Origin of the sequence: Pseudomonas sp. Rh2 (genome assembly GCF_040762985.1) — a bacterium.
Classification (GTDB): Bacteria; Pseudomonadota; Gammaproteobacteria; order Pseudomonadales; family Pseudomonadaceae; genus Aquipseudomonas; species Aquipseudomonas taiwanensis.
On sequence record NZ_CP142890.1, the window covers coordinates 2,583,068 to 2,605,922 of the forward strand.

Here is a 22,855-nt window from a genome sequence, read left to right on the forward strand (position 1 = left end):
CCAGCTTCCGGATTTTCCACTCGGGAATCGCACTCCATACGTAATGAAATCGACGGTAAAGGCCAGGCAGTAGGCGGGGACAGGACCACCACCGGGGCCATCTGCATGGCCAGTGGCAGTGGCTATACCTTCAATGGTCAGAAGGTGCTTCGCCGAGGTGATGTCACTACGGCTTGTCCGATGTGTGGCCAGGAAGGAGTGATTGCAGAGGGTAGCGAGTTGTTCCTCTCGTTCGGGCAGCCCGTGGCGGAGGATGGATCATTGGTGAAATGTGGCTGCCCGACTGGCAGCAATCGTGTAGTGGCGCCCCTTACGGGGCCGATGCCGTCAGGCCGGAGCTTGGCCACGGCAAGAGCAGTCGCTGCGCCGACAACACGGTCCCTCGGCGCTGCTGATTCTGGATTGGAGTCGGGCTTTCATATCGTTCAGCGCAGCATGTCGTTCGAGGAGGTATTGGCGAGCCTGGCTATGCAAAAGCCTTTGCCCCTCTCATCGCTGCAGCGCTTGAATCCCACCTTCGCTGACGGCTTCAAGGCCGGCGAGATCTTTGTGCTGGGCAGCCCGAGCAGCGAGTTTACCTGCAGCCCTGGGGAAACCGAATTGATCATGGTGGCGGAAGAAGCGAGAGCGTCACTGGCGATTCTTTGACCCGAGGAAGCCAATTTCATGATGCGGCACCTAAGCGAGATTGCAGGTGTACTCAATGGCGCGAGCCAGTCGATGGGCGTTGGCATGGATATGCTTGAGCGGGGGCTGGGGCAGGTAACAAATACTCTGAAAGGGATCGAAGCATTGCACCAGCGTCAATTTACCCTGCATGGCCATCTGAACAGCCCAGAGTTCTTTGCCTCGCGCAAGGAGCTCTACAAGCAACTGGATAGCCAATTGCGCATGGCCTTTTTGAACAAGCCGCTAGGTTTGGGACGTTATGACAGTCTGCGCCGTGATCTTGGTATCTCGTCCAAGAGTGTTGTACATCATTGGAAGAAGGCAGGCGTGTCAGGACAGATACCGGGCTACGCGACGCACCTGGACGAGGTGGCGAAGGTGTCGAAGTATCTCAAATACGGAGGGTGGGTTGGAATCGGACTGGGTGCCGGGTCTTCTTATTTGAAGGTCTATGAAGCGTGCCGATCAGGTGAGACCAAAGCCTGTAAGAAAATTCGATTTACAGAAGCGGGAAGTTTTGCAGGAGGGTTAGCTGGAGGAGTCGCTGGGGGGCAGCTTGCGTCTCTTGCAGCGAAAGCGGTGTGCCGTTTTGGCGTCTATGGTAAGGCTGTTTGTGGTATTGCGATGATTGGTGGTGGATCCTATGGTGGTAGCCCGTTAGGTGAACCGGTGGGCGACGTTTTAGGAGAAATGGCATACGAGGCGCTTTATGATTGATCTATCGAACGTGCCCGTTGGCTTGAAAATAGCGTTTGTGCTTGCACCTTTCATCATCAGTTTGACTGGGGTCGGTATTGGCTACCATAGAGCGGGTTCCCGGCATTTCGAGGTGCTATGCAAGGCATTTAAAAATAGCCAGGGCTTTGTGGAGGACTTTACGTATTGGAGTACTATTTCGCTTAGAACAAGGTCGATGATAGTGTCGGGTGTCACGTTGGCGTCAGTTTGGCTTGGTTTAGGAATTCGCCAAGGGTGGTTGGATGCTGATGACTGCCGAAACTGCCCGCTCTATCTCAGGCGCAGGCTGCAGATATCATTCTGGTGTCTTCTAATCGGTTGTATATGGCTTTTTGTAGTTTGGCTGCTGATTGAACTGGATAGATTGTAGATCCGAAAAAGACCCGCCAAGGCGAGTCTTTTGATCGTTGACTCACTGCAAATGTATTTTAAGTTCGGTGGCCGCCTGCCTCATCGCCGCCTTAACCGCCGGCACCTGATTCAACGGGTTGAGCAGCCCATAGTCGTGAATCATCCCGTTGTACCGCACCGAAGTCACCGTCACGCCAGCGGCATCCAGCTTGCGGGCATACGCTTCACCTTCGTCACGCAGCACGTCGAACTCGGCCGTCTGCACCAGCGCCGGCGGCAGGCCTTTCAACTGCTCACTGCTGGCCCGCAGTGGCGAAGCGTAGATCTGCGCGCGAGCATTGGCGTCGGTGGTGTAGTTGTCCCAGAACCACTTCATCATGCCGGTGGTGAGGAAATGCCCTTCGGCGAACTGCTTGTAAGAACCCGTCTCGAAGCTGGCGTCAGTCACCGGCCACAGCAGCAACTGGAAGCGCAACGCCGGCGTGCCAGCCTCTTTGGCCTTGAGTGCCACGACGGCCGCCATGTTGCCGCCGACGCTGTTGCCTGCCACGGCCAGGCGCTTGCCGTCCACGCCGATGTCCTTGCCATGCTCGGCCACCCAACGGGTCGCGGCATATGCCTGGTCGATCGCAGTGGGGTAGTGCGCTTCGGGCGATGGGGTGTAGTCCACATAGATCGCCACCGCACCGGAGCCGACCACCAGGTCGCGAATCAATCGCTGATGGGTCGGGAAGTCGCCGAGTACCCAGCCGCCACCGTGGAAGAACATGAACACTGGCAACTCGCCTTTAGCGTTGCTTGGGCGCACCACCTGCAGCTTGATCGACTGGCCGTTGGCCTGGATGGTGCGTTCCTTGACCTCGATGCCGGACAGGTCGACCTTCACCGACGCCTGGGCACCGGTCAGCACGGCACGGGCTTCGTTCGGGGTGAGTTGCTCGAGCGGCTTGCCGCCGCCGCGTTCCAGGGCTTCGAGGAAGGCTTGAGTATGCTGTTCGACACCCGGGCTGCCCGCTGCAAATGCGCTGGAGACGGACAGGGCCAGAAGGCTGGCGGTGAGGGTTTTGTGGACAATGTTCATGTGCGAATCCTTTTCTATGAAGTGTTGGAGTGGGCGTCTTGCCTGGCCTGGGGGCCATCGCTGCGACCTGTGCATAGAGTAGGGAGATGCCTTCGTGGGAAAAAGTCGGTATAAAGCGTTTTACTGTCACGTAGAGAGAGACAATGAATCCATACGAAGACATGCGGATCTTCGCCCAGGTCATGGAAGCTGGCAGCTTCACCGCTGCCGCCGACCGCCTGGGCATGTCCAAGCAATCGGTCAGCCGACGCTTGATGCAGTTGGAAGAACGCCTGGGTGTGCGCCTGCTCAATCGCTCGACTCGGCGCCTGGATGCCACGCCGCTGGGCCAACATTACTATCAGTCGGCCTTGCGTCTGCTGGGCGAAGTGCAGCAGGTGGAATACGACATCAGCGGCCAGGCTCAGGCCCTGCGCGGTACCTTGCGTTTGAGTGCGCCGCTGTCTTTCGCCATGGCGCACCTGGGATGCCTGCTGACTGAGTTTCTCCGCTTGCATCCGCAGGTCGACGTCGAAGTGGACTTGAGCGACCGCGCTGTCGACCTGATCGGCGAAGGTTATGACTTGGCATTGCGGATCGGCGCGCTGGAAGATTCAAGCTTGGTGGCGCGGCGCATCGCCAGTGTCGAGCGGGTGTATTGCGCCAGTCCAGCCTACTTGCAAGCGCGGGGGCAGCCCATTACGCCCGAGGCAGTGAGCGAGCACGATTGCCTGCCATACGGCCACGCACGTCAGGTGCAGTGGCAGTTCAAGGGGCAGGGCAAGGCTCAAAGCATCGCGGTCACTGGGCGGATGCGTGCCAACAATGGTGAACTGCTCAGGGATGCGGCGATCGCCGGCATGGGCATCACCTACCTGCCGACCTTCATCGTTGGGCAGGCATTGGCCGATGGGCGCCTGGTGACGCTGCTGGAGCCCTGGACACCGCCACCCCTGCAGTTGTCAGCGGTGTATCCGCAGCACCGGCAGGTGGCCAGGCCGGTGCAGGGGTTCGTGGCGTTTCTGCGCGAGCGCCTGGCGCAGTTGTAGGCGCCTACTCCAGACCGCGTTGCAATGCTTCGATGAACACACCTTCGGCCCGGCTCAGGCGTTGCTCGCGGTTCCACAGCAGGTGGATGTCCACATCGGCAATGCCTTCGTGCGGGGGCAGCTTCCACAGCAGCCCCGCGGCCACATCCGGTGCCACCACGTGCTCGGGCAGGCAGCCGATGCCGAACCCCGCGATCACCAGGCGGCGGACTTCCTCCAGGCTGGGCGACGAAGCCACGATACGCCCGGAAAAGCCCTGTTGGTCGCGGAAAATGGTCAGCGGCGACAGCATGCCGCCGATCTGGTCGCTGGTGAAGCTGACGAAATTCTCCCGCTGCAAGTCGCCTTCGGCCTGGCCGAACATACGATGGTGCTTGCCACAGAAGAACGCATAGCGTTGACGCAGGAACAGTCGTTGTTCCAGGCGTGGCTGGGGCCGGCGGTTGAGGCTAAGGCCTGCCGTGGCGGTCTTCTCCTGCAGGGCGGCGACGATATCGGAGCTGCGCATCACGTCGATCTCCACCTCCACCCTTGGGTGCTGGCGATGGAAGGCGGCGAGAAAATCATCGAAGCGCTCGCTGACGATGCGGCTGATCATCAGTAGGCGCACCTTGCCCACCAATTCATCGGCCGGTTGCTCCAGCAGCCCGCTGATTTGCGACATCTGCCCATACACCTCACCGGCCAGCTGGAACAGCTGCTCGCCCATTTCGGTCAGTACGAACCGCGGCCCCCGGCGGGCGATGAGTTGGCGCCCGAGTTGTTCCTCCAGGCGCTTGAGTGCCTGGCTCACGGCAGGTTGGGTCAGGTGCAGCCGGGCAGCGGCGCGGCTGATGGACAACTCCTGGCCAATCACCCGAAACGTACGCAGCAGGTTCCAGTCGAGGCGGTCGTTGAGCAGGCGGTCGGACATGGCGGGACTCTAGAATAAGCTCGATTTATAGTTGGAATAATAAATAGAAAATTGACTAATCATAGCCTTGGAACGATAAATCGCACCTAGACGCCGACAGAGCGCTCCCGTGACTCACTTACTCCTGCCAGAAAAACAAGCAAAGGAGCCATCCATGAAGCCTACCGCTTCACCCCAGCCGCGCCGGGCCGCTGCCGCCGCATTCATCGGCACCATGATCGAGTGGTACGATTTCTACATTTACGCTACCGCCGCGGCGTTGGTGTTCGGTGCCTTGTTCTTCCCCTCCGACGACAGCCTGTTCAGCACCATGGCCGCCTTCGGCACCTTCGCCGTAGGCTTTTTCGCCAGGCCGCTGGGTGGCATTGTCTTCGGCCATGTCGGCGACCGTATTGGTCGCAAGAAATCCCTGGTCATCACCCTGTTGATGATGGGCGTGGTGACGGTCGGCATCGGCCTGCTGCCGACCTACGCCCAGATCGGTACAACCGCGCCGGTGCTGCTGATTTTGCTGCGCATCGTCCAGGGCATTGCCGTGGGCGGCGAGTGGGGTGGGGCGGTCTTGATGGCTGGCGAGCATGCCCCCAAAGGGCGCCGTACCTTCTTCGCCTCCTTCGCCCAGTTGGGTAGCCCGGCGGGTTTGATCCTTTCCCTGTTGGCCTTTGGCGCCGTCACGCGGTTGCCAGAAGCAGAGCTGATGAGCTGGGGCTGGCGTGTACCGTTCCTGGCCAGTGCACTGTTGCTGCTGGTAGGCCTGGCCATTCGCCTTGGGGTCAACGAGTCGCCTGAGTTCATCGCCAGCCGTGAACAGGCCCTGAAGACTCAACGCAAGGAGCAGGCCCCGGTACTGGAAGTGCTGCGTACTGCCTGGCGCCCGTTGTTGCTGTGCATCGGCGCCAATACCCTGGGCATCGCCGGGGTCTATTTCACCAATACCTTCATGATCAGCTACACCACCCAGCAGTTGCACCTGGAACGCGCCTTGATTCTTGAATGCCTGTTCTTCGTGGCTGTCATCCAGTTCTGCGTGCAACCGCTGGCAGCGTGGCTATCGGAAAGAATCGGTACCACGCGCTTCCTGGCGCTGGTCGCCCTGCTGGCCATGGCTTCGCCTTACCCGATGTTCGTGCTGGTCAGCTCCGGCGAAGGCCCGTTGATCGTGCTGGGTATCGCCCTGGCGGCAGCCTGCATGGCTTCGTTCTACGCGGTCATCGCCGGTTATGTCAGCGGCATGTTCGAAACCCGTGTGCGCTACACCGCCATCTCCATGGCCTACCAGGTGTGTGGCGCCATCGCTGGCGGGCTTACCCCGCTGATCGGCACCTGGCTGGCCCATACCTTCATTGGCCAATGGTGGCCGATGGCGGTGTTCTACACCCTGATCGCCACGATCTCGCTCACTTGCGTGCTGGCCCTGGCGCGCCAATACACCCGCAGTCAGCGCCTGGAGCTGGCCTGATCCCGACCGAATCCGGAGTATTCGTATATGTTGAAAAGCAACGGGGACCGCCTGTGGGCGAGCCTGATGGACATGGCTGAGGTCGGTGCCACTGCCCGTGGCGGCAGCTGCCGACTGGCCCTGACCGACGACGACAAAGCCGGCCGCGCACTGTTCAGTCACTGGTGCCGTGAGGCCGGTTTGACTCTGTCGGTAGATGCCATCGGCAACCTGTTCGCCCGTCGTGCAGGGACCGACCCTGACGCCGCGCCGGTGATGATGGGCAGCCACCTCGACACCCAGCCCGAAGGCGGTCGCTTCGATGGCGTCTATGGTGTGCTGGCTGGCCTGGAGGTGGTCCGCCGTCTCAACGACCTCGCTATCCAGACCCGCAAGCCGCTGGAAATCGCGGTGTGGACCAACGAAGAGGGCGCCCGCTTCACTCCGGCCATGTTCGGCTCGGCGGTGTTCACCGGCACATTGTCTCTTGACCACGCCCTGGCCATCCGTGATGCCGACGGCATCAGCGTGGCCGATGAGCTGCAGCGTCTCGGTTACGCCGGCCAACGTCCGCTGGGAGGCAAGGTCGATGCCTATTTCGAAGCGCATATCGAACAGGGCCCGATCCTGGAAGACAACGCCAAGTCCATTGGGGTGGTCAGTGGCGGTCAGGCCATTCGTTGGTTGGACGTAACGGTCCAGGGCATGGCGGCCCATGCCGGCACCACACCGATGTTGCTGCGCAAGGATGCCCTGTACGGTGCTGCGCAGATGGTCCAGAGCGTGGAGCAACTGGCGGCAGCCTTTGCCCCTGAAGGCCTGACCACCGTGGGTGAGCTGTCCATCGTCAAGTCATCGCGCAATACCGTGCCAGGCTTGCTGCGCTTTACAGTCGACCTGCGCCACCACCGTGATGAAGCCATTGAAGCCATGGAGCGCGATCTGGCCGCGGAGCTGCAGACGATTGCTGCGCAGCGAGGCTTGCAGGTGCGCATCGAGCGCCACTGGGGCAGCCCGGCAACCCCTTTCGATGCCGAGTGCGTGGCGCAGGTGCAGCGGGCGGTCGATGGGCTCGGTTACTCCCAGCAGAGCATCGTCAGCGGTGCTGGCCATGACGCGATCCTGCTGGCCCGCTATTGCCCGACAGCGATGGTGTTCATCCCCTGCGTCGGTGGCCTGAGCCACAACGAAGCCGAAGACGTGCTGCCCGAGGATGCCAGTCAGGGCGCCGATGTACTGCTCAATGCCGTGCTGGCCCGCGCTGGCCGTGTCGAACAAGGAGAAGCCTGATGCGTTGCTACTTCCACCCCGAGCAACTGTTGCACCACCCCCGCAGCTATTACTCCCGCGGCGCCATGCGCACCCCGCAGGAAGTTCCCGAGCGTGCCGAACACCTGCTGCAGGCAGCCAAGGATCTGGGCTTCGACATCCGCCAGCCCGAAGATGCGGGGCTGGCACCGCTCAAGGCTGTGCATGGCGAGGCCTACCTGGTCTTCCTCGAAGAGGCACATGCGCGTTGGAAGGAGGTACCCGAGGATTGGGGCGACGAGGTGATGTCCAACATCTTCGTGCGCGAACCCAATGCCCTGCGCGGCATCCTTGCCCAGGCCGCGCGTTACCTGGCCGACGGCAGTTGCCCGGTGGGCGAGCATACCTGGCGTTCGGCCTACTGGTCGGCGCAAAGCGCAGTGGCCGCGGCCAAGGCCATCCTCGACGGTGAACCCGCCGCCTATGCCCTGTGCCGCCCGCCGGGACACCATGCCCGCTTCGATGCAGCCGGTGGCTTCTGCTACATCAACAATGCCGCCGTCGCCGCCCAAGCGCTGCGCAGCCGATACAACCGCGTAGCGATCCTCGACACCGACATGCACCATGGGCAGGGCATTCAGGAAATCTTCTACGCGCGCAACGATGTGCTGTACGTATCGACCCATGGTGACCCGACCAACTTCTATCCTGGTGTGGCCGGGTTCGAGGACGAGCGTGGCAGCGGTGCGGGGGAGGGGTACAACCTCAATCTGCCGATGGCCCATGGGGCCAGTGAGGCGGACTTCATGGTCCAGCTTGAAATTGCGCTGGATGCGGTGAAGGATTTTGGCGCCGAGGTGCTGGTGCTGTCGCTGGGGTTCGATATCTATGAGCAGGATCCACAGAGCAAGGTGGCGGTGACGACCGAAGGCTTTGCCGCGCTGGGGGAGCGGATTCGGGCGTTAGGGGTGCCATGCTTGATTGTCCAGGAAGGGGGCTATCACCTGGAGAGCCTGGAGGCGAATGCTCAAGCCTTCTTTGCTGAACAAGCAGCTTGGCGATAGGTGAAGGGCCGATAACGGGGCCGTCATGGGCGGCCCAATAGCCGGCAAGCCGCCTCCTGGAGAGACGCCTGCCAGCCCAGCGCAATACCTGTAGGCGGGGGCTTGCCCGCGGGGGGGCGGTTCAGTTTCGCCCGGCAGCGCCTCACGTGTTCCCACGCCGCACGTGCTTGACCAACACCTTCTCCAGCAACTCCCACATCGCCGGGTCGCTGCTGAAGGCCACATTGAACCGCATCCACCCGGTGGCCTGCGCATCGACCATGAACAACTGGCCAGGCCCGAGCATGATCCCTTGCTCCAGCGCATCGTCCAGCAACGCCGCGCTGTCGGGAATCGCTGGGTGGCGGGTCCAGATGTACATGCCTTCGTCCGACTCGGTGAATAACTCGAAACCCAACCGGTGCAGGTGACGGCCCACTTCCTGGTGCGCCTCGGCCAGGCGTTGGCGCAGGCGCTTGAGGTGCTTGCGCCAGCGGCCGTCGATGATGGCGGCGTATACCACGCGCTCCATGACCTGTGACGTGGTAAGGCCCGAGCGCATTTTCAGGTGCAGCAGTTTCTGCATCAGCTCGGGGTTGGCCAGCATGTAGCCGACCCGTACGTTGGGCGAGATGCTCTTGGAGTAGCTGCCCACGTACACCACCTGCTGCAAGTGGTCCAGGCTGGCCAGGCAAGGCTGCGGCTCGGCGACCATGTCGGCGTACAGATTGTTCTCCACCAGCCTGAAACAGTGCTTGCTGGCCAGTTGCAGCAGGCGGTGCAATTGCGCCAGCGGGGTGCGTGAACAGGTTGGGCTGTGCAGGTGCGGTTGGGTGAAAAACGCGGTGGGGCGGTAGTGCGCCAGCAACTGCTCCAGTTGGTTCAGGTCATAGCCTGCCGGTGTGCGGGGGACTCCCACCAAGGTGGCGCCCTGGGTACGCAGGATGCTCATCAGGTTGGGGTAACCCGGGTCGTCCACCAGCACCACATCGCCTGGGCGCACCAGGGTACGCGCTGCAAGATCCAGAGCCTGGCTGGCACCGTGGGTGAGCATCAATTGTGCTGGATTGGCGACGATCGACAGCTCTTGCTGCAGGTTCTGCGCCGTCAGCGTGCGCAGCTCCAACAGGCCCATCGGGTCGCCATAGCCGGACAGCTCCAGCGGGCTGCCGGCCACTTGGCGCAAACCGCGGCGCAGGCCGTCTTCGTACATCCAGTCGTTGGGCAACCAGCCGCAACCTGGCTTGAACGGCAACTGGCGGATTTCGAAGATCTGCTGCAAGTACCATTCGGAGTTGAACGTTGGTCGACTGGTGTCGGTCTCGGCACTGTGGTTGTCCAGCAACTCGCCCGCTGCGCGATTGACGAAAAAGCCCGCGTTGCCACGGCTTACCAGCAGCCCCTGGGCCACCAGTCGGTCATAGGCTTCGACCACGGTGAAGGTACTCACCGAATAGGTCGCGGCGAAGGCGCGGATAGACGGCACCTTGGCTCCAGGCTTGAGGGTCTGGTTGTCGATCAGCGCGCGCACCCCGTCGATGATCTGGTTGACCAGCGGAGTGGGGGCGTCTGGATGTAGTTCAAACATTGGGGTGCCTTCAGGTGTGCAGAACGCTGGGCGTCTGCGGGGTACTGCGGGTGTATTGCATGGGTGACCTGTACAGTGCAGCGCGTATTTCATGCCACTGTGCATGGCTCTCTGCGCCGGACATTTTTACATTACGTGTCAGATATCGCCACATAAAGCATGTTCAGTCCGCTCCAGGGTCAACCTTGGGGCGCGTAAGCAGGCCGCCATGGAAGGCCTGCGTGTGCTTGTGCACACCTTCCTGCCCGCATTAGCGCTGATGTACAGGTGAGACCGCTAGCCATCGGGGTCTCACAGTTTTCCTTGGATAAAAAGAAGCACGGGGTACACAACTGATGGGAGCAACATCCACAACCACCACCGCCAAGGGCGAGCACGAGAGCAAGCTCAGCGCTTCGCTCAAGTCGCGCCACCTGACGATGATGTCGATCGCCGGGGTAATCGGCGGCGCCTTGTTCGTCGGTTCCGGCAGCGTGATTCACAGTGCCGGCCCGGCCGCTGTGCTGGCGTATCTCGCCGGCGGCATCCTGGTGGTCCTGATCATGCGAATGCTGGGTGAAATGGCGACGTCCTCGCCAGACACCGGCTCGTTCTCGACCTACGCCGACCGCGCCATTGGCCGCTGGGCCGGCTTCACCATCGGCTGGCTGTACTGGTGGTACTGGGTCATCCTGATGGCCTGGGAGGCCTACGTGGCGGGCAAGATCCTGCACGGCTTCTTCCCCGATGTGAGCGTCAACGTATTCGTGCTGGCCACGACCTTGGTGCTGATCACCGTCAACTTCTTCAACGTCAAGCACTACGGCGAATTCGAGTTCTGGTTCGCGCTGATCAAGGTGGTCGCGATTGTCTGCTTCCTGGTGATCTGTACTGCCGCGGTCATGAATATCTGGCAGTTCGGTGAAGTCCGTGGCATCAGCCACCTGACCGCCGAAGGCTTCATGCCCAATGGCATCACCACCGTGATCGGTGCGTTGCTGGGGGTGATGTTCGCATTCCTCGGCGCTGAAATCGTGACCATCGCGGCTTCCGAAGCCAAGGACCCGGCCGCCCAGATCGTCAAGGCCACCAACTCGGTGGTATGGCGCGTGTGCCTGTTCTACGTCGGCTCGATCTTCCTGATCGTCTGCCTGGTTCCATGGAACGACCCGCACCTGGGTGAGTCCGGCTACGGCGCCTACCGTCGTACCCTGGAACTGCTGGGTGTGCCGTACGCAGAACTGCTGATGAACTTCGTGGTACTGACGTCGGTCAGCAGCTGCCTGATCTCCGGTCACTACACCGCTTCGCGCATGTTGTTCTCCCTGGCCCAGCGTGGCGACGCGCCGTCGTTCTTCAAGATCACCCGTGCCGGCACCGGTGTTCCGGTGTACGCGATCATCGGTTCCTGCGCCGTGGCCGTGGTGTGTGCGCTGATCAATTTCAGCGAGACCCTGCGTCCGAAAGACGTACTGGAAACCCTGATGAACACCACTGGCATGATCGCCTTGCTGGTGTACCTGGTAATTGCCTTCTCGCAGCTGCGCATGCGCCGCAAGCTGATCGCCGAGGGCAAGGAAGTGCGCCTGAAGATGTGGCTGTTCCCTTGGCTGACCTACCTGGTGATCGCTTTCATCGTGGCAGCCCTGGTGACCATGGCATTCATGCCTGACTACCAGATCCTGGTGATCTCCACCGGCATCGCCGCTGCCATCGTGGTGGCCATGGGTGTGGTGCACCAGATCCGTACTGGCAAGCAACACTAAGCGTTCAACGCTTGAGAGACGGCCGGCTTCTTCGGGAGGCCGGCCGTTTTTTTTCGTGATGGTGGAGGCGCCACGCGGCGTTACCGAAAGTGTGAGCAAGCGCATGACCCTAAGTATGGGCACATGGCTTATGCTTCGAGCATTGCCCGCCAAAAGGAACCCGCCATGGCCTGGTCCGCCAATCAGTATTCGCTTTTCGAAGATGAACGCACCCGCGCCGTGCGCGACCTGCTCGCCGCGGTGCCGCAGCGCGCGGTGCACCACGCCACCGACCTGGGCTGCGGCCCTGGAAACTCTACCGAAGTCCTGCTGCACCATTGTCCCGATGCCCAGGTTGTGGCCCTGGACAACGACCAGGACATGATCAACAAGGCGCTTGAGCGGCAACGGTTGCGCGTGCTGCGGGTGCGTTGCGAGAAGGCCGATATCGCCACTTGGACCGCATCGAAGCCGCAGGACCTGATCCTGGCCAATGCGTCGTTGCAGTGGTTGCCGGACCACGGATCGCTGTACCCTCATTTGGTTCACCAGCTGTGCGAGGGCGGCAGTCTCGCGGTGCAGACGCCCGACAACCTGGACGAACCTGCGCACCGGCGGTTGCGTGAAATCGCCAGCCAGGGCCCTTGGGCCGACAAGTTCGCTGACCATGTCCTGCCGCCCCGGCACAGCGCAGCCTATTACTATGACCTGCTCAGCCCCCTGTGCGCCCGCGTGGATGTATGGCGCACCACCTACCATCACCCCTTGGCGGGAGGCGCCGAGGCAGTCGTGGAGTGGTTCAAGGGCTCGGCGCTGCGACCTTACCTGGCAAAGTTGGACGCGCAGGAGCAGGCCGATTTTCTGCAGTTGTACCTGCAAGCCATGCAGCGCGACTACCCCCCGGCCACCGACGGTAAGGTGTTGTTGCCGTTCCCACGGCTGTTCGTGGTGGCTACCCGCTGAGCCGGCGCTTGCGCCAGACGATGTAACCATAAAGGGCGAGGTTGACCACCAGCACCAGCGTGCCCAGCAGCAACTGAGTCCGTTCGGTCAAGCCGGCGGGGTAAATCAAGGGCCAGATGTAATGCTCGACGAAGCCGCCTTCGTAACCGGCATCTCCTGCGGCACTGCGCATGCGGTTTTCCCACGTCGTCAGGGGGCAACCCAGGTGCAGGCATTCCACGGCCAGGCCCCAGGCCAGGGCTGGCAGGTGAACGAGCAAGGCGCGAGGCCAGCGGATCACCAACAGCCCGCCCAACAGCACCAGCAGGATGAAGGCCAGGTGCAGTAGGACCAAGGTGTCGGCGGTCAGGCGAAAGAGCATGAGGGCTTATCGCTGGGTTCAGGAACGCTCAGCATAAGACAATTGATGGGGCAGCACGGGTCTTGTTGCCGGCTAGCCGGCTCCTACAGGTTCGGCGAGGATTGTGTAGGAGCCGGTTTGCCGACGATGTGCTGACTCAGACCAGGGCAGGCGTGCGCGGCGGGATCATGCGTCGCGAACCGGTGGACTCGAATGCTGCACCGAAGGTCAGCAGGGCATTGTCGGAGTAAGCGCGACCGGCGAAGGTCAAGCCTACGGGCATACCGATATCCGCCATGATGCCCATCGGTACGGTGACGGTCGGCACGCCCAGGTGACGGATCGCCAGGTTGCCGTTGGCTACCCAGATACCATTGCTCCAGGCGATGTCCGCCGACACGGGGTTTACGTCGGCATCGGCCGGTCCCACGTCGGCCACGGTAGGGAACAGCACCGCGTCAAGGCCCAGGTCATCCATCCAGTCTTCCAGGTCAATCTTGCGGGTTTTCTCCAGCCCGCGCAGGCCGTCGGGCAGCGTTTCGATCTGGTCCCAGGTCTTCAAGCCGCGCTTGGCCATGTTGACGTATTCGTCCATGCCCGCGGCCAGGTCGTCTTCACGGTTGGGCAGGGTGCCGGGGTCGTGGGGGAAGATCTGTGGGCCATCGACGTCGGCCAGGCGGTTGAGCTTGGGGTCGTCGTTGGCGCGCAGGAAATCGTCGAAGGCCCAGCCTGACAGTTCCCACAGTTCGTCGTGAAGGAATTCCTTGCTGACGATGCCACGGTTGTACACGGTCGGTGCACCCGGACGGTCGCCTTCGCAGTTTGACACCAGCGGGAAGTCCACTTCGATCACCTCGGCACCGGCGGCTTCCAGCGCCTTGCGTGCCTCTTGCCACAAGTCGATGACGCTGGCACGGGTGTTGATGCGCTGACCGGTCGGGCCACCGATGCCAGGCTTTTCGGAAGTGCCGGCTTCGGGATCGGCGTTGATGTACATGCGAGGCACGCCGAAACGCTTGCCTTTGAGCGCGCTGGCATCCACCGCCAGGTCGAGGTACGAGGTCGGACGCACGGTCGAGGCCGCCGGAATCGGTACCCAAGGTTGCAGGCGCCACAGGTCGCCACGCTTGTCGGCGTCGTCGGCGACCACTACATCCAGAATTTCCAGCAGGTCGGCCATGGTCCGTGCATAAGGCACCACCACGTCCATGGTCGGGGTCAGTGGCCAGTTGCCACGGACCGAAATCACCCCGCGAGAGGGGGTATAGGCGCACAGGCCGTTGTTCGAGGCTGGGCCGCGACCACTGGACCAGGTTTCCTCGGCCAGGCCGAAGGCACTGAAGCTGGCGGCGGTGGCAGTTCCGGCACCATTGGAGGAGCCGGACGCGAACGGTGCGGTCAGGTAGTTGGCGTTGTACGGGCTTTCGGCGCGGCCGTAGACGCCGCGCTGCATGCCGCCGTTGGCCATGGGCGGCATGTTGGTCTTGCCCAGGCACACCGCACCGGCCGCACGCAGGCGCTCGATGGTGAAGGCGTCGCGCTGGGCGACCAGGTCCTTGAAGGCCGGACTGCCGGAGGCGGCGGTAAGGCCTTTGACCAGGTAGCTGTCTTTGGCGGTGTAAGGAATGCCGTCCAGCGGGCTCAGGGTCTGTCCCTTGGCGCGACGCGCATCGGACGCTTCGGCCTCCTTGAGTGCGTCTGGGTTGCGCACGACCACGGCGTTCAGGGCAGTGGCGGTATTGGCTCCATCGTAGGCGTCGATACGCGCCATATAGGCCTTGACCAGCTCGACCGCCGTCGTGCGGCCCGACTCAAGTGCATCGCGCAGCTCGGCAATGGAAACCTCGGTTACCTCGATCATGCTTTCACCAAAAATTGTGCAAGGTGGGGGCTAATGCGAGGAGTGTACAAGAAGGTTTCGGGGGAAGCAGGTTTGCGCGGGAGAAATGGTTTTTTGCAGGCGGGCATTGATGGGGCCGCCAAGCGGCCCGGTGCACTCAGGCCAGGTCTGTCGCCGAATGCCGTTCCGCCACCTGGCTGGCTTCGTCGCCCCAGGTGCGGTTCACCCGTGTGCCGCGTTGTACCGCCGGGCGTGCGGCGATCTGCTCGGCCCAGCGCTGAACGTTCGGGTACTCATCCACCGCCAGGAACTCTGCGGCGCCATACAGGTTGCCGCGTACCAGCTGGCCGTACCATGGCCATACGGCGATATCGGCGATGCTGTATTCATCGCCACCCAGGTAACGGCTTTCGGCCAGGCGGCGATCCAGCACGTCGAGCTGGCGCTTGGCTTCCATGGTGAAGCGGTTGATGGCGTACTCGAATTTCTCCGGGGCATACACATAGAAGTGGCCAAACCCTCCGCCCAGGTATGGGGCCGCGCCCATCTGCCAGAACAGCCAGTTCAGGGTTTCGGTGCGGGCAGCAAGGGACTTGGGCAGGAAAGCGCCAAACTTTTCGGCCAGGTACAGCAGGATCGAGCCTGACTCGAACACCCGTACCGCAGGTTCGACGCTGCGGTCGAGCAGGGCGGGAATCTTCGAGTTCGGGTTGACCTGCACGAAGCCGCTGGAGAACTGGTCGCCTTCGCCGATGCGAATCAGCCAGGCGTCGTATTCGGCACCGGTGTGGCCGAGGGCGAGCAATTCTTCGAGCAGGATGGTGACCTTGACACCGTTGGGCGTGGCCAGGGAGTAAAGCTGAAGGGGGTGTTTGCCCACCGGCAGGTCCTTGTCATGGGTCGGGCCAGCGACAGGGCGGTTGATGCTGGCGAACTGGCCGCCGGAAGCGGCCTCGTTGCGCCAGACCTTGGGCGGAACGTAAGGGGACTTGCTCATACGCGGATCTCCTACCTGCAAAGACTTGCATCTATGCCATGGGTTGGGCGCCGAGGGCAAATGCAACCGATGCATGCGAAACAGGGCGCCCTGGCCTGAACCTCGACAGCGGCAGGTAGCACAACAGCGGCACTGTTGCGCAAGGCTGGCCGCCAACTGTGCTGGTCCCTGCCGAAGAAATGCCTTTATGCTGTAACGAAATATGTCTAGAACGCCTGAAGAAGGAAGCCGCAATGCCGCTCAAGGACCTGCTGATCGCCCTGGTGGTGATCATCGCGTGGGGAGTCAACTTCGTGGTCATCAAGGTTGGCCTCGACGGTCTGCCACCGATGTTGCTGGGGGCGTTGCGCTTCGTGTTGGTGGCGTTTCCGGCCATATTGCTGGTCAAGCGCCCGAAGCTGCCCTGGCGCTGGCTGATTGCCTACGGTGCGACCATCTCCCTGGGCCAGTTCGCTTTTCTCTTCCAGGCCATGTACAGCGGGATGCCACCGGGGCTGGCTTCGCTGGTGCTGCAATCCCAGGCGTTCTTCACCCTTGGTTTCGCTGCGCTGTTTCTGGGGGAGCGGTTGCGCCTGGCCAGCGTACTCGGGTTACTGGTGGCGGCGAGCGGCCTGGCGCTGATCGGCAGCGAGGACAGCGGGCACGTGCCGATGGTGGCGCTGCTGCTGACATTGTGCGGCGGTGCCATGTGGGGCCTGGGTAACATCATTACCCGGCGCTTCGGCTCGGTGGACTTGGTGGCGCTGGTGATCTGGGGCGGGTTGATTCCGCCATTGCCGTTCCTGGCGCTTTCGTGGTGGCTGGAGGGGCCAGAGCGCATCGGTCATGCATTGGCCAACATCAGCTGGAGCTCGATTCTGGCCCTGGCTTACCTGGCTTTTGTCGCCACCATGCTCGGCTACAGCCTCTGGAGCAAGCTGCTGTCGCGCTACCCGGCGGGCAAGGTGGCACCGTTCTCGTTGCTGGTTCCGGTGATTGGCTTGAGTTCCTCGGCGTGGTTGCTGGGTGAACGGTTGACCGCCGTGCAGGGATGGGGCGCGTTGCTGGTGATGGCCGGGCTGCTGGTCAATGTCTTCGGGCCGAAGCTGGGGCAGCGCTTGAGGGCGGCCAGCGCGCAATAACTGAAAACACACCCGCGTTCAGTTGCAACGGGCAAGCGCCGCAATGCGGGCGAGGGCTTTGTTAGACTGGGCCTCTTTTGCCAGGCCCACGGAGCACGCCCATGATCATTTCCACCACCAGCCAGCTCGAAGGCCGCCCGATTGCCGAGTACCTCGGGGTAGTCAGCTCTGAATCGGTGCAGGGCATCAACTTTGTGCGCGATTTCTTCGCACGCTTTCGGGACTTCTTCGGGGGGCGTTCGCAGACCCTGGAAAGCGCATTGCGCGAGGCCCGCGAACAGGCCACCGAAGAACTGAAGGCCCGGGCACGGCAGTTGCAAGCCGATGCAGTGGTGGGGGTCGATTTCGAGATCAGCATGCCCTCGGTGCAGGGCGGAATGGTCGTGGTGTTCGCCACTGGTACGGCGGTGCGGTTGAGGTAAGGCTTTTTGCCACTGGTCGGGTTTGGATGTTTTGCCCGGGCAGTCTGCAAATGACTGGCTAGTCTCTTTCTTCAACAGACCGCGTTTTTCCTGGGCATGTCATCTACCTGCCGACGCGGTCGTCACTTGAGGGAGACGGGGCATGAGCGAGTCCTTTTTCGAAGACACGAACGACGCATTCCCAATCAACAGCCAGGTATGGTGCGGCCAGTCGTCGTTTCGCCTGGGCTTTGCCAACATGACCCTGGACGAGTCAGAGCAGCTCAAGCCTGCGCATTTGCAGCGCTACAAGAAGGGCCGTTTCACGCCCCGGCTACCTGCGAAGAAGTAACGCTGACCCAAGACCCCGCCGAACGGCGGGGTTTTTGTTTTGGTTGCTTGATCCAGCTCATGGTATCCAGGGGTAGCGCTCGCCGGATCGCGGCGCTTGTGGTCTTCTTGCGCGGCATGTCAGAAAAGGAGGATTGTTTTTCCATGCGCATCAGGGAAGAGACTTATTGGCAGTGGGCTGACGCCCAGCTGCACAGCCGCTGTCATGACGAGGCGCTGAGCGATGGCACCACGCTCGATGTTCAGGTACGTCTGTCGCGCCTGGGTGCGACGCAGCTGTTCCTTGGCTTGTATGCCCAGGACGGCAAGGCGCTGCTTGAGGAGTATTATCCAGCGCGGCCTGGCGAGACCATGACCCGCGCACTGGTGTGGGGTGTGGACCGCGCGCGAGCACTGGCCACAGGTGCACTGCCACTGCCAACCACCGTGCTACGCCGTCAAGCTTGAGCGTGCCGGGCTTCAGACGCCTGGACGATGCGTTGCGCAGGGACGTGCAACTGACGTAGCAGGTAGTCGGAGAACGCCGGGTCCCACCGTTGCAGGGCAATGGCATCGCGCATGCAAGTCAGCCAGACGCTGGCGTGCTGTGCGTCGATCGGCCACTGCGCATGGAACGATGGGATGGCGATCGAGCCGTAGCGTTCACTGTATAGGCGTGGGCCACCCAACCAACCACTGAGAAAACAGGCCAGTTTGTCCCGTGAGCCGCTCAGGTCGTCCGGGTGCATCTGGCGTACGCTGGCGGCTGCCGGTGTTTCATCCATCAGGCGGTAGAAGTCATCGACCAGGCGGCGCAGGCCATCGATACCGCCTGCGGCCTGGTAAGAGGCATCGCCGGTGCCGAATGCGGGAGTGTTCATCAAGGGCTCCAAGGTCCAGGGGCCGACAGTTTAACAGGCATGAAAAAGCCCGGCCGTTGCGGGCCGGGCTGATGAGGAGGCGTGCTCGATCAGTTGATCGAATCGATCACCTTGATCGCCTGCCGCTCGCGGGCGGCGGGCCATTCCTCCTGCAGGGTCTGCAGGACGCGGCCTACGAACTCGGTGTCGGCGGCGGCCTTCTTGCCGACGTAGCCCTGGCCACGGCGGTAGACCTTGAAGCGTGCGCGCATACTGGGCAGGTGCGCTTCGAATTCATCTTCGACGGTGTTTGGCGGCAGACGGTCGAGGCGTACCTCACCGGTCTGGCTGACCCACAGCAGGTGATCGTCGAGGCTGTCCTTGCGTGCGGCGAACAGCTTGGACAGTTGGTCGATCGTGGGATTGTTGTTCAAGTTCATCATAAAGCCCCCATTACCTATTGATTGTGATTTTCACAGTTGGCGCCACCACGGTGTAGCGCACTACCACGGCTGCTACAGCAGCATCGCAACAGGGGCTTTCTCACGCTGCCTTTTGGACAGTTCCCTCTCCACGAACGGCCTGCGTTACCGCGCAGGCCGTCTGGAATACCCTTGCCACCGCTCCCGATCAGGGAGACGGCCTCATCATGCCCAAGGCGGATGAACGGCGTCAACCGTTTTGTAGTGAATATTTTTTCTCACTACATCTTGTCGGACAATCCACCTGTCGGGGCCTTTTCAAGGGTGTCGCCGGTCAATGCGACAGGCCGGACAGAATCTGCCATGCAGCCCGAACCCGCGCCTCGTTGGGGTAGTTGCGGTTGGCTAGCAGCACCACGGCCTGGCCTTCGGAGGGAATGAATACGGCGTAGGCACCAAAGCCATTGGTGGAGCCGGTCTTGTTGTACCAGGCGTTGCGCAAGGCGGGACTGGCAGGCTTCAGGCGTTGGGTGCTCTGAGGTTCGCGGATCAGCCTGGGGCTGTTGCCATCGACGAGGGTCTGCAGGTCGACAGGGTAGGGGTAGCGCTCCCAGCCCAGGCCCTGAGTCATTGTGCCGACCTGGAAGTAACCTGCCTGGGTGATGGCGGTGGCCTCCTGCAGGGGTTGAGGCAAGGCGGAGGGTTGCATGTGCAGGCGTACGTAACGCAGCAGGTCGGTGGCGCTGGTCTTGATGCCGTACGCCGGGTCGGCATATGGGCCGGGGTTGACCCGAACGGGTTGGTCCTGGGCGTCATAACCCTGGGCGTAGAGGCTACGCGCTTCGGGAGGGACGTTCAGATAGGTGTGCTCCAGACCCATTCGCGGCAATAGCCCCTGGGTCATCAACGGGTCGAAAGGCCGATGCTGGGCGCGTGCTGCAAGATCGCCAAACAGCCCAATGCTGGGGTTCGAGTAGCAGCGCTGAGTGCCGCGCTCACTGTGCGGTTTCCACTGGCGGAAGAACGTCAGCACCTGCCGTGGCGTCTGCACATCGTCGGGGAACTGCAAGGGCAGGCAGTCGGCGCTGTAGGCACCAAGCTCCAGCACGCTGACATCACCCAGATACGTGCCGGCCAGTGCGGGCTGGTAGCGGCGGGCAGGCGCATCGAGGTCCAGCTTGCCTTCGGCACTGGCCAGGGCCGCGAGGGTAGCCGTGTAGGTCTTGCTCAGCGAACCGACCTCGAACAGGGTATCGGCGCTGACCGGTGTGCCCGCTGCCTTGTCGGCCACGCCAAAGCTGAAGTAATGCGCCTGGCCCTTGTGGTAGACCCCCACTGCCATGCCGGCGATCCCGTACGCCTGCATCAGCGGGCGGATGGTCTGGGTCACCCGTGCTTGCAGGGTGTCATCGGCGTGGGCCGAGGCATGGACCCAGGCGAGGGAAGTAGCGGTAGCCAGCGTGGCAAGAAGAAAGCGTGACATGGGGGCGGGTCCTGTGCGACGGAGTGTCCGTTCAGCGATACCGGCGGGGGTTCCGGCGTTAGCGGGAAAAAGGCCCAGACCTTATCGTCTGCCCCAGCACAATGACAAGACGGAATCTGTGATGAAGTATTTGCGCATGTTATTCGACAATTTCACCCTGGCGCTGCTCAGTGTGGTGTTCATTGCCACCGTGCTGCCCTGCTCGGGTGATGGGGCGTTGTACTTTGGCTGGTTGACCAACCTGGCCATCGGCCTGCTGTTCTTCCTGCATGGCGCCAAATTGTCGCGTGAGGCCATCATTGCCGGTGCCGGCCACTGGCGTCTGCACCTGTTGGTATTCTCCTGCACCTTCGTGCTGTTTCCTTTGCTGGGCATGGCCTTCAAGCCGTTGTTCGTGCCGCTGGTGGGCAACGAGTTGTATCTGGGCGTGCTGTATTTGTGCGCGTTGCCGGCCACGGTGCAGTCGGCCATCGCCTTTACCTCGCTGGCCCGCGGTAACGTGCCAGCAGCCATCTGCAGCGCGGCGGCTTCCAGTCTGCTGGGTATTTTTCTCACGCCGTTGCTGGTGATGATGTTGCTGGGTGCCAGTGGCGATACCGGTTCGGGCCTGGACGCGGTGCTGAAGATCACTCTTCAGTTGCTGGTGCCGTTCCTGGCCGGCCAGGTTGCCCGCCGCTGGATCGGCAACTGGGTCAAGCGCAATGCACGCTGGCTCAAGCTGGTCGACCAAGGTTCGATTCTACTGGTGGTCTACACCGCATTCAGCGAGGCCGTGGTCACGGGTTTGTGGCACACCGTTTCCTCGCAGCACCTGGCAGGGTTGTTCGCGGTGTGCGCCATCCTGCTGGCCGTGGTGCTCCTGGGCACCCATATGCTGGGCAAGATGCTGGGGTTCAACCTCGAGGATCGCATCACCATTCTGTTCGCAGGTTCGAAGAAGAGCCTGGCCACCGGTGTGCCCATGGCGCAGGTGCTGTTCGTAGGCAGCGGTATCGGGGCGATGATTTTACCGTTGATGTTATTCCACCAAATCCAACTGATGGTCTGCGCGGTACTGGCGCAGCGCTACGCCAGTCGCGATGAAGCGGGTGAGGTTGTCACCAACGGCTAGCGCGCCTGACCCGAGCCTCGCTGGCGCAGGGTCTTATTCACCTGAGCCTCGATCTTGTAAGCCGGCGCTTCCAGCTCCTCGTAATTTCGGGTGTAGCGCCGCGCGAACTCTTCCACGCCCAATTGCTGATACTGCTGAACGTGCTTGAGTTCATGCGCCCACAGCGCCACGTTGTCCTCGGCATCGGTCGCGTGGCGGAATATGATGGTGTCGATGAGCGTGACCGCATTCACGTCAGGGTTCTGCAGCAGGGCATTGGCGGCGCTCACCTGTTGCTCGTCGCCGACCCGGTAACGTGCGGCGTCGAGCACGGCGAAATCGTACCAGGGTTCCAGTTGTACCCGGATATGCAGCGGAATGGGCTGTGTGCCGCTGGCCGTGGCTTCGTCGCGGGCCTGCTGCAGGGCGAACACCAGGCTGCTGGAGGCGACGACCTCGACGTCCTTGAGAATCTGCCCGGCCTGGCCGGGGTCGATCGGCGCGCAGAAGCATCCCATCAGGCACACCTGGTATTGCCCAGGAGGGCACGCTTGTTCGGCGAATGCGGGGGCAGACAGCACAAGGCCAAGCAAAAGACTAGAGAGCTTCATTCAAGGCCTTGTCGACGAAGGTACGGTTGGCATCCAGCACCTGGGTTTGCACGTGTTCGCTGACCATCATGCGCCCGACCACCAGGGCGCCCACGCACTGGCTGATCAGCACCCAGGCCAGTTGCGGGTCTTGCAGCGTTTCGCTCCACGCATCATGCAGGGCTACCAGCCAATGCTCGGCTTCCTCGCGCACCTGTGGCTCGGCCCGAGCGATTTCAACACCTAGCGGGGGCAACGGGCAACCACCCTCGGGATTGTGCAGGTGAGCCAGGCTCAGGTATTGCTCAAGACAGCGTGCCAGGCGTGCCTTGCTGGTGCCTCGATTGGCCAGGCGGGCCAGTGGGCTGTTGCACAACTCCTGGCGGACCACTTCGGTGAACAAATCGTCCTTGGATGGAAAGTGGTTGTAGAAGGCGCCTCCGGTCAGGCCAATGGCCTTCATCAGCCCGGCCACGCCGGTGCTGGAGAAGCCGCCACGCTTGGCCAGCGCGCCGCTGCTGGCCAGCAGTCTTTCTCGCGTTTGTTGCTTGTGTTCGGTGGAATAGCGCATCCGAAACCCCTCGCGCCCTGACTTGA

24 protein-coding genes and 1 pseudogene are annotated in these 22,855 nt (G+C 62.1%); 14 read left to right on the forward strand and 11 right to left on the reverse strand.

Going from position 1 to position 22,855, the window contains the following annotated elements; translation table 11 throughout:
* Positions 1–48 precede the first annotated feature (48 nt).
* From VXM67_RS11620 to VXM67_RS11630, 3 genes and pseudogenes are all read left to right on the forward strand, one after another.
* Positions 49–270, forward strand: a pseudogene (locus VXM67_RS11620) (PAAR domain-containing protein); the annotation flags it as partial.
* Between the two features lie 165 nt (positions 271–435).
* Positions 436–648, forward strand: a complete 213-nt coding sequence (locus tag VXM67_RS11625) for a hypothetical protein (protein ID WP_244880951.1) — start codon at positions 436–438, stop codon at positions 646–648.
* Between the two features lie 18 nt (positions 649–666).
* Positions 667–1,386 carry a hypothetical protein gene (locus tag VXM67_RS11630; protein ID WP_318533605.1) on the forward strand — a complete coding sequence of 240 codons (720 nt, stop codon included), beginning with the start codon at positions 667–669 and terminating at the stop codon, positions 1,384–1,386.
* Between the two features lie 433 nt (positions 1,387–1,819).
* On the opposite strand, the gene VXM67_RS11635 is transcribed toward VXM67_RS11630, so the two are convergent.
* Positions 1,820–2,839: an alpha/beta hydrolase gene (locus tag VXM67_RS11635; protein ID WP_023380054.1), complete on the reverse strand. Its 1,020-nt coding sequence runs from the start codon at positions 2,837–2,839 to the stop codon at positions 1,820–1,822.
* Positions 2,840–2,982: 143 nt separating this feature from the next.
* On the opposite strand from VXM67_RS11635, the gene VXM67_RS11640 reads away from it, so the two are divergent.
* On the forward strand, positions 2,983–3,867 hold the full coding sequence (locus tag VXM67_RS11640) for a LysR family transcriptional regulator (RefSeq protein WP_023380055.1): 885 nt from the start codon (positions 2,983–2,985) through the stop codon (positions 3,865–3,867).
* A 4-nt stretch (positions 3,868–3,871) separates the two neighbouring features.
* Here VXM67_RS11640 and VXM67_RS11645 read toward each other — a convergent pair whose 3' ends face one another.
* Positions 3,872–4,780: a LysR family transcriptional regulator gene (locus tag VXM67_RS11645; RefSeq protein ID WP_023380056.1), complete on the reverse strand. Its 909-nt coding sequence runs from the start codon at positions 4,778–4,780 to the stop codon at positions 3,872–3,874.
* A 154-nt stretch (positions 4,781–4,934) separates the two neighbouring features.
* On the opposite strand from VXM67_RS11645, the gene VXM67_RS11650 reads away from it, so the two are divergent.
* The 3 genes from VXM67_RS11650 to VXM67_RS11660 are packed head-to-tail and all read left to right on the forward strand — an operon-like array spanning position 4,935 to position 8,530.
* The gene (locus tag VXM67_RS11650; protein ID WP_023380057.1) at positions 4,935–6,239 is read left to right on the forward strand and encodes an MFS transporter; all 1,305 of its coding nucleotides are present in this window, start codon (positions 4,935–4,937) and stop codon (positions 6,237–6,239) included.
* Positions 6,240–6,266: 27 nt separating this feature from the next.
* Positions 6,267–7,508 (forward strand): Zn-dependent hydrolase, encoded by a 1,242-nt coding sequence (locus VXM67_RS11655; RefSeq protein WP_027907016.1) that lies wholly within the window; start codon positions 6,267–6,269, stop codon positions 7,506–7,508.
* Positions 7,508–8,530 (forward strand): histone deacetylase family protein, encoded by a 1,023-nt coding sequence (locus VXM67_RS11660; RefSeq protein ID WP_023380059.1) that lies wholly within the window; start codon positions 7,508–7,510, stop codon positions 8,528–8,530. The genes VXM67_RS11655 and VXM67_RS11660 overlap by 1 nt, the downstream gene beginning before the upstream one ends.
* 142 nt (positions 8,531–8,672) lie before the next feature.
* On the opposite strand, the gene VXM67_RS11665 is transcribed toward VXM67_RS11660, so the two are convergent.
* Positions 8,673–10,097 (reverse strand): PLP-dependent aminotransferase family protein, encoded by a 1,425-nt coding sequence (locus VXM67_RS11665; RefSeq protein WP_023380060.1) that lies wholly within the window; start codon positions 10,095–10,097, stop codon positions 8,673–8,675.
* A gap of 335 nt (positions 10,098–10,432) precedes the next feature.
* On the opposite strand from VXM67_RS11665, the gene VXM67_RS11670 reads away from it, so the two are divergent.
* The gene (locus VXM67_RS11670; RefSeq protein WP_023380061.1) at positions 10,433–11,842 is read left to right on the forward strand and encodes an amino acid permease; all 1,410 of its coding nucleotides are present in this window, start codon (positions 10,433–10,435) and stop codon (positions 11,840–11,842) included.
* Between the two features lie 165 nt (positions 11,843–12,007).
* Positions 12,008–12,784: a trans-aconitate 2-methyltransferase gene (gene tam, locus VXM67_RS11675; protein WP_023380062.1), complete on the forward strand. Its 777-nt coding sequence runs from the start codon at positions 12,008–12,010 to the stop codon at positions 12,782–12,784.
* On the opposite strand, the gene VXM67_RS11680 is transcribed toward tam, so the two are convergent.
* The 3 genes from VXM67_RS11680 to yghU form a co-directional block, all read right to left on the reverse strand.
* Positions 12,774–13,145 (reverse strand): DUF2784 domain-containing protein, encoded by a 372-nt coding sequence (locus tag VXM67_RS11680; protein WP_023380063.1) that lies wholly within the window; start codon positions 13,143–13,145, stop codon positions 12,774–12,776. The genes tam and VXM67_RS11680 overlap by 11 nt on opposite strands.
* Positions 13,146–13,281: 136 nt before the next feature.
* Positions 13,282–14,985 (reverse strand): amidase, encoded by a 1,704-nt coding sequence (locus VXM67_RS11685; RefSeq protein ID WP_023380064.1) that lies wholly within the window; start codon positions 14,983–14,985, stop codon positions 13,282–13,284.
* A 136-nt stretch (positions 14,986–15,121) separates the two neighbouring features.
* Positions 15,122–15,961 (reverse strand): glutathione-dependent disulfide-bond oxidoreductase, encoded by an 840-nt coding sequence (gene yghU, locus VXM67_RS11690; protein WP_023380065.1) that lies wholly within the window; start codon positions 15,959–15,961, stop codon positions 15,122–15,124.
* 233 nt (positions 15,962–16,194) lie between these two features.
* Between yghU and VXM67_RS11695 the strand changes: the two genes are divergently transcribed.
* The 4 genes from VXM67_RS11695 (at position 16,195) to VXM67_RS11710 (ending at position 18,281) form a co-directional block, all read left to right on the forward strand.
* Entirely contained in the window at positions 16,195–17,082 is an 888-nt protein-coding gene (locus tag VXM67_RS11695) for an EamA family transporter (protein WP_023380066.1), read from the forward strand.
* Between the two features lie 101 nt (positions 17,083–17,183).
* A complete protein-coding gene (locus tag VXM67_RS11700) occupies positions 17,184–17,504 on the forward strand; it encodes a YbjQ family protein (RefSeq protein WP_023380067.1) in 321 nt (106 codons plus the stop codon).
* 142 nt (positions 17,505–17,646) lie between these two features.
* Positions 17,647–17,835 (forward strand): hypothetical protein, encoded by a 189-nt coding sequence (locus tag VXM67_RS11705; RefSeq protein ID WP_023380068.1) that lies wholly within the window; start codon positions 17,647–17,649, stop codon positions 17,833–17,835.
* Positions 17,836–17,978: 143 nt separating this feature from the next.
* Positions 17,979–18,281: a hypothetical protein gene (locus VXM67_RS11710; protein ID WP_023380069.1), complete on the forward strand. Its 303-nt coding sequence runs from the start codon at positions 17,979–17,981 to the stop codon at positions 18,279–18,281.
* On the opposite strand, the gene VXM67_RS11715 is transcribed toward VXM67_RS11710, so the two are convergent.
* The 3 genes from VXM67_RS11715 to ampC all read right to left on the reverse strand — a co-directional run bounded on the left by VXM67_RS11715 (position 18,272) and on the right by ampC (position 20,578).
* Positions 18,272–18,694, reverse strand: a complete 423-nt coding sequence (locus VXM67_RS11715) for a group II truncated hemoglobin (protein ID WP_023380070.1) — start codon at positions 18,692–18,694, stop codon at positions 18,272–18,274. The genes VXM67_RS11710 and VXM67_RS11715 overlap by 10 nt on opposite strands.
* A gap of 89 nt (positions 18,695–18,783) precedes the next feature.
* The gene (locus VXM67_RS11720; protein ID WP_023380072.1) at positions 18,784–19,116 is read right to left on the reverse strand and encodes a hypothetical protein; all 333 of its coding nucleotides are present in this window, start codon (positions 19,114–19,116) and stop codon (positions 18,784–18,786) included.
* A 313-nt stretch (positions 19,117–19,429) separates the two neighbouring features.
* Positions 19,430–20,578 carry a class C beta-lactamase gene (gene ampC / locus VXM67_RS11725; protein WP_023380074.1) on the reverse strand — a complete coding sequence of 383 codons (1,149 nt, stop codon included), beginning with the start codon at positions 20,576–20,578 and terminating at the stop codon, positions 19,430–19,432.
* 121 nt (positions 20,579–20,699) lie between these two features.
* On the opposite strand from ampC, the gene VXM67_RS11730 reads away from it, so the two are divergent.
* Positions 20,700–21,689 carry a bile acid:sodium symporter family protein gene (locus VXM67_RS11730; RefSeq protein WP_367237690.1) on the forward strand — a complete coding sequence of 330 codons (990 nt, stop codon included), beginning with the start codon at positions 20,700–20,702 and terminating at the stop codon, positions 21,687–21,689.
* On the opposite strand, the gene VXM67_RS11735 is transcribed toward VXM67_RS11730, so the two are convergent.
* Entirely contained in the window at positions 21,686–22,279 is a 594-nt protein-coding gene (locus tag VXM67_RS11735) for a DUF4157 domain-containing protein (RefSeq protein ID WP_027907012.1), read from the reverse strand. The two genes, VXM67_RS11730 and VXM67_RS11735, sit on opposite strands and share 4 nt — an antisense overlap.
* On the reverse strand, positions 22,266–22,829 hold the full coding sequence (locus VXM67_RS11740; protein WP_023380080.1) for a TetR/AcrR family transcriptional regulator: 564 nt from the start codon (positions 22,827–22,829) through the stop codon (positions 22,266–22,268). Before VXM67_RS11740 ends, VXM67_RS11735 begins: the two co-directional genes overlap by 14 nt.
* Between the last annotated feature and the right edge of the window lie 26 nt (positions 22,830–22,855).